This is a genomic window from Acinetobacter sp. YH12255 (genome assembly GCF_013417355.1).
Taxonomy (GTDB): domain Bacteria; phylum Pseudomonadota; class Gammaproteobacteria; order Pseudomonadales; family Moraxellaceae; genus Acinetobacter; species Acinetobacter pseudolwoffii.
This window is the reverse complement of sequence record NZ_VPEC01000089.1, coordinates 1-4,406: the sequence shown is the minus strand read 5'-3', so window position 1 is coordinate 4,406 and position 4,406 is coordinate 1. Positions and strand designations below refer to the sequence as shown.

Annotated in this window: 3 protein-coding genes and 1 pseudogene; 1 reads left to right on the top strand and 3 read right to left on the bottom strand. The window is 35.0% G+C overall.

What is annotated here, in order from left to right; all coding sequences use genetic code 11:
- Positions 1–181 (bottom strand): annotated as a pseudogene (locus FTV30_RS15590) (IS3 family transposase); the annotation flags it as partial.
- 335 nt (positions 182–516) lie between these two features.
- Between FTV30_RS15590 and FTV30_RS15585 the strand changes: the two are divergent.
- On the top strand, positions 517–1,719 hold the full coding sequence (locus FTV30_RS15585; protein ID WP_180001899.1) for an integrase arm-type DNA-binding domain-containing protein: 1,203 nt from the start codon (positions 517–519) through the stop codon (positions 1,717–1,719).
- A gap of 368 nt (positions 1,720–2,087) precedes the next feature.
- Here the strand turns inward: FTV30_RS15585 and FTV30_RS15580 are convergent, their stop codons facing one another.
- Both FTV30_RS15580 and FTV30_RS15575 read right to left on the bottom strand, forming a co-directional pair.
- The gene (locus FTV30_RS15580; RefSeq protein WP_180001898.1) at positions 2,088–3,080 is read right to left on the bottom strand and encodes a zinc-dependent alcohol dehydrogenase family protein; all 993 of its coding nucleotides are present in this window, start codon (positions 3,078–3,080) and stop codon (positions 2,088–2,090) included.
- 86 nt (positions 3,081–3,166) lie between these two features.
- On the bottom strand, positions 3,167–4,078 hold the full coding sequence (locus FTV30_RS15575; protein ID WP_180001897.1) for a LysR family transcriptional regulator: 912 nt from the start codon (positions 4,076–4,078) through the stop codon (positions 3,167–3,169).
- Positions 4,079–4,406 lie beyond the last annotated feature (328 nt).

Here is a 4,406-nt window from a genome sequence, read left to right as displayed (position 1 = left end):
TAATAGGATTTTGCTGATCTAAATGCTTTTGATGCCAGGCACGAAGTGTTTCAGGAGTACAACCAATCTTAGGCGCAATTGCTGTGATTGCAGCCCAAGTAGAAGGATAATCTTTTTCAGATTCAATTAGTAATTGAACCGCTCTTTCTCTAATTTCGAGGGTATAGGTTGGTTTTTTCATCGGAATAGTCTCTCAGAATATTGAGTCTCCGACAAACCCGGTACGGTTCATTGTTTGTGTTTGGACAAAAGTGATGAATGCAGACCGTTTTGATGTGAAGAAATCATGATCTGAATATTTAAGATAAAAAACCGGCTTTAAGCCGGTTTTTTTATTTAACTTGTAGAATCAATGGTTAATTAAATGGTTACTAAAAAGCAATCACTCTAAATATAAAACAGATTTAACAATAACTTATAAAAATATATGATGCGTATGATACGCATCATATGAATATCGCTTAAATTTGCTATAATTGAATTGAGCAGTGCCATTTGTGGTTAGGTTAAAAATTCATGAGTCTTACTGAAATTAAGGTACGTCAAGCTAAACCAAAGGAAAAAATCTATTTTCTGGCAGATGATGACGGCTTAAGTTTGAAGGTAGAACCAAACGGACGTAAATCTTGGAGTTACCGCTATTCACTTGCAGGGACAAATAAACGTCCTCGCATGAAGTTGGGTGAATATCCTGTAATGTCCTTGAAAGAGGCCAGATCAGTCCGGGATGAATATAAATTTAATGATTATCAAAATAAACTGCTGCATAAAAAAGACATCAAAACTTTTCAGGATATTTGTGAAGAGTGGTTAGAATTTAAAATTAAAAATTCCTTTGAAGATGAACCACGATGCGGTGTAATTCAGCTTGCAAAAAAATGTTTAGATCAGGATATTTATCCAAATATTGGACTAACGCCATTTATTGAAGTTAAAAGATATGATCTGGTTAAGGTTATTAAAAATATAGAATCTAGAAATGTAAAAGAACCTGTAAAGAAAGCTTACAGTTATTTAAATCAGATTTATGATTATGCTGTAGCAATGGGGTATTGTGAATATAATATTGCAAATGGGCTTCATAAAATATTAGTTAATAATAAGATTAAGAAAAATTATCCTCATTTGAACTCAGATGAACTATCTAATTTCTTAGCTAGATTGAATCAGATTAATACAGATCCTATCATTAAAAAAGCCCTATTATTTAAGTTATATACAGGCGTACGTGGTGGAGAATTACTGCTTTCTGAACCACATCACTTCGATCTGGATAAAAGAATATGGAAAATACCAGCCTTACATATTAAACAATATAGAAGAAAAGTTATTTTAGGTCATGATATTCCTGAATTTTTAGTTCCACTATCTGATCAAGCACTTGAAGTTGTGAAATCAGCACTCGCTTGGTCTCATGGCGAAAAATATGTATTTTCTAGCCCCCGTAATAATCATAAACCTATTCATTTTAACACCCTGAACTTGATTATTAGAAAAATGGGATATACTAAAAATGAACTATCATCTCATGGTTTACGCTCAACATTTAGTACCATATTAAATGAATCTGGTTTATTTCAATCAAATTGGATTGAAGCACAGCTATCTCATACTGATAAAAATAAAACCCGTGCAAGTTATAATCATGCAGAATATTTCAATCAGCGCGTGGAAATGATGCAATGGTGGGGAGATTTTATTGATAGTTGTACTGTATAGTTAATGGTTATGAAATCCAAGTTTTAATTAGAATATATTAGTAAATATATAAAATTAGATTCAAGCATTATTAAGACTGAAATATTGTAAAGTAAACTACTTATATTCTGTATTATTTATTTTATACGATTTATAAGAGCCTTAGTTTTTTAATATATTAACCATGATCTATTGACAGAAAACTAGTAAAGTAAATGCCCGCTGAAACTAATTATCCGTGATTTGAGTTATTTAATGCTCTAGTAAAACAGCATTAAATAACCCGATCACGGCATCGAGTGTGGTCAGATCTATGATGAAACTCGGCTAACCAAAAATATTGTATTGGAACTAAAATGCCCTATAGATGGCAGTATAGGGCATCTAAATTACTGAACGTTAACTACGATCTTGCCGATTTGGGCATTTGTTTCCATGTATTTATGAGCTTCTTGGATATTCTCAAAATTAAAGACTTGGTCAATTAAAGGTGATAACTGACCTGACTCCAAACCACGATAAACAAATTGTTTTGCCTGTTCTAGCGCATTGGAATCAGTGGTAATTTCAAAGAGCTCATAACCACGTAATGTTAAATGTTTGCCTAAAACATCCATAACACTCATTTGGATATCACGTGTATCAAGCGCACCATATTGGAAGAATGTGCCTTGTTTAGCCATAGCTTGCATGATTTTACCTACAGCTGGACCACCTACAGGATCAAACACCATATTTACCCCCTGGTGATTGGTAATACGATTCAATTCATTTACTAAATCTTGCTCCTCAGTAGCGATCACATATTTAGCCCCTAGATCTATCAGCTGCTGCTTTTTAGCACTAGTACGAGTTAATGCGATTGGGGTAGCACCTAACATATTAGCAATTTGAATTGCTGCCACGCCAACACTGCTTGATGCAGCACCAATAACAACATATTGGTCTTTCTGTAAGTTGCCAAAATGTACTAATGCACCATAAGCCGTCACAAACATCATCCAGCTTGCAGCCGCTTGTTGGAATGTCAAATTTTTAGGATGTTTTACAACAGCATGGACTGGCAGATTGATGAGTTCTCCATATGTACCGTATTCATCAAAACCAAAAGATGGAATGACACTAACTGCATCACCAATACTAAGCCCTGAAACACCTTCACCAATTGCTGTAACTACACCAGCGGCTTCGTATCCGAGTACAGAAGGAAAAGTCGGTTCAATAACATAATTACCAGTACGGTACATGATTTCAGCCCGATTTAAGCCAATAGCATGTACTGAAACCTGTACTTCACATGTTTTAGGTGCAGTAATCTCTAAATCTTCGATTTGTAAAACATCAGCATTACCAATTGCACGCATCATTACAGTTCTAGACATGTTTCTTTTCCATATGATCAACAGATGGAATCAGCATAATCCTTCAAATAGATCAGATAAATAAACAATCTATTTATAGATTGGTTCTATTTTTTATAACAATCTTTCGCAAAAATATTTTTAACCCAATCTATAAATACTTGCATACGTGCCGGTAGATGTTCCCTATGGGTGTATAGCAAAGAAATAGGTTTAGGAATATTTTGATAAGTTGATAACACTTCAATGAGTTGACCATTCTCGAGATAGGGCTGTATTGCATGACGAACCCCTTGAATTAAGCCCAAACCATGTAAAGCTGCGCTTAAAAATGATTCTGAATCATTGACTAAAATACTTGAATCCAACTTATATTCTTGAACTTGCTGATTCACAATAAATTGCCAATTCATGACCTTACGTTGTTTACCGCTAAAATAATTGATGGCTTGATGGTGTTTTAGATCATCTAAGGTATGCGGTGTGCCATATTTTTTTAAATAAGAAGGGGCAGCACAAGTGATCATTTCAACTTGTCCAAGTGATTTTGCAATGAGGGTTGAGTCATCTAAGTAGCCGAGTCGAATTGCAAAATCGACACCTTGATCAATGAGATCCACTAAGGAATCAGAGGATTCTAGAATCAACTCGATATTTGGATATTGTTGTTTAAACTCTGCCAAATGAGGAATCAGAATGGCTTTGGCAATGGTGATAGGTACGTTGATGCGCAGTTTACCCGATATATTTTGAGTCTGTAGATTTGGCTGAAAGCTATTAAAAATAGCATCGAAGTCTTTAAGGAGTTGCAATGCTTTGTGATAGAAAGCTTCACCTTCTAAAGTCATGCTGACTTTACGGGTGGTTCTATTGAGTAATCTCACCCCCAATTCATGTTCAAGCTGTTTGATGGCTTTGGAAATCAGTGGACGATGCACACCCAATGTCTCAGCAGTGTGAGTAAAGCTTTGGGTTTCAACCACACGCACATATATCTGTAACTTCTGCAAATGATCCATTTAATTTTGCCATTCATTGAATATCGAAATTATAACAAATGGCTGATTTAAAGGTCTTATTCGAACGACATGATGTTTAGCCGTCCGATCAGGGATGGTCATGAATACAGAAAAAATTAATCTTCAATCAGGTCAATTTTGAATGATAAAAAATATTTCACCTGCTTATGCAATGAACTTTACCCAAAGTTTAACTATATTGGGCTTTGTTGCACAAACCTATCTGTAAAGGCTTTTTCAGCGATATAATTTTCAAATGAAGAAGCCTACACACAAAATCTACCGCACAACCAATTGGCCCGCATATAACCGAGCACTCATGAGTCGC